The organism is Psychrobacillus sp., assembly GCF_056205495.1.
In genome coordinates, this window is sequence record NZ_JBAEAP010000427.1 from 1 (window position 1) to 1748 (window position 1748).

Here is a 1748-nt window from a genome sequence, read left to right on the forward strand (position 1 = left end):
AACGAGCCGATTAAATACGCTTGGCTATTTTCTGAAGGCCACTTACTTTGGAATTTGTAAGTTTTGTTAAGGGCAGGTGTAACTACGAAAACACCTTCAGCATTACGAACAATCATTTGTGTGTTTTCTGCATTTGCATCAGAAACTTTAACGCGATAAAAGTCTGGTTTAGTATGCCAAACTTCCACATCATAAACTCTTGGCTCTGCACCTGTTAGAATACTCATTTCTGCAGTTAGTTCATATCCCTTTGCGTCACTCCATTTGTTGCTCAACTTCTTTACTACGTCTTCCTTCGATTCAGCTCCACATGCAGATAGTACCAGAATCATTGCAAATAAAACTACCAGTCTAGCCACTAGGCTCTTCAATTTTGTCCACCCTTTCTATTATCACTGCCTTCGTTTATTGTATGTAGGTGGACGACCGGTTATGATTGAAGAATTATTTGTGCAGCAGCATAATCTTTTGTGTGAGTGATAGAAACAAAGCCATTTATAGGCTTTTCCTTAAAATATAATATAGGTTTCCCAGAACTTTCTTTTAAAATTTCTATATCTTGAAAGCTACATTGCTTCCCAATACCGGTGCCCATTGCCTTAGAGAAAGCTTCTTTAGCTGCAAATCTTCCTGCTAAAAATTCTAATTGCCGAGCACCTGATAATGTCTCCATAATTTCTTTTTCTTTTTTTGTTAAAACACGCGTAACAAACTTTGAAGTTTTAGTTAAAATGGATTCTATTTTTTTTATTTCAGTTATGTCTAATCCAATACCAGTTATCATGAATGTTCTTCCTTTCCTATATGGTCTATACAAGATATACTATTAATAAGAAATTCGAGGTGAGAGTATGTTCTCCAGAAGAGAAAGCTTTAAACAATACATAAAATTATATCCGATTGTTTCTACTTTATTGGCCATCAATATTTTTATCTTCCTATTAACTATTATACCGGTTTATGGGATATATTTGCGGTATATGGGGATGGGGGTTAACCTACTCATTGCAGAGGGTGAATATTGGAGATTAATCACTTCCATGTTCTTGCATGCAGGATTTGCTCACTTACTATTTAATATGTTCTCTTTATACATCTTCGGTCCTGAGTTGGAACAGCTTACTGGTAAAGCTAGGTTCTTAACAATCTACTTCCTATCAGGCTTCATGGGTAATGTAGCAACTTATTTGATCCATGACTGGAATTACGCTGGACTTGGAGCTAGTGGAGCAATATACGGTATTTTAGGTGCTTTTGCTGCGTTAGTTTATTACACGAAACACTTATTACCCCAGCTCAGACAGATTATCATTCCTATCATCGTAATTGGTGTCATTCTATCATTCCTACAACCGAATGTAGGGGTGACTGCTCATCTTGGTGGTCTAATTACAGGATTCATACTTGGAATGATCTATTTTCATCCTAAACGAATTGCTTCCTGGAAGAAAAAGAAGAATCCATACAGAGTGGTTAAGTAACTCCCATTGCTCAAAACAACTAGAATGGAAAGATTTCTTACTTAGAGATCATGGAATAAAAAGAAAGCAAAAACGTGAAATCGAGTTTTTTCCGATTTCACGTTTTTTTATGGATAGGCTATGTTGAAGGTAGGGTTGATTTATGATGCAAAGAAATCTTAGATCAGAGAGTAGAATTGATTTCCGCACCAGCCGGACGCTTTCCTCGGGGTGAGCGATAAGCCATCACCCATCGCTTACGCGCGTGGTTGTGATGTCTTATCTGTC

The 1748-nt window shown here is 37.1% G+C and carries 3 protein-coding genes; 1 reads left to right on the plus strand and 2 read right to left on the minus strand.

Annotation, left to right across the window (positions count from 1 at the left end; translation table 11 throughout):
- Both AC06OU_RS12495 and acpS read right to left on the minus strand, forming a co-directional pair.
- Positions 1 to 371: LolA family protein (locus tag AC06OU_RS12495; RefSeq protein ID WP_475856158.1), on the minus strand; the 371-nt coding region annotated here is incomplete at its 3' end.
- A gap of 59 nt (positions 372 to 430) precedes the next feature.
- Entirely contained in the window at positions 431 to 784 is a 354-nt protein-coding gene (gene acpS / locus AC06OU_RS12500) for a holo-ACP synthase (RefSeq protein ID WP_475856160.1), read from the minus strand.
- 67 nt (positions 785 to 851) lie between these two features.
- Here acpS and AC06OU_RS12505 point away from each other — a divergent pair, with 67 nt between their 5' ends.
- Complete coding sequence (locus AC06OU_RS12505; RefSeq protein WP_475856161.1) at positions 852 to 1481, plus strand: rhomboid family intramembrane serine protease; 630 nt, start codon at positions 852 to 854, stop codon at positions 1479 to 1481.
- Positions 1482 to 1748: the final 267 nt, after the last annotated feature.

Excerpts from the sequence above, each read along its gene's own strand:
- acpS (WP_475856160.1), bottom strand. The coding sequence starts at position 784 with ATGATAACTGGTATTGGATTAGACATAACTGAAATAAAAAAAATAGAA.
- AC06OU_RS12505 (WP_475856161.1), top strand. The coding sequence starts at position 852 with ATGTTCTCCAGAAGAGAAAGCTTTAAACAATACATAAAATTATATCCG.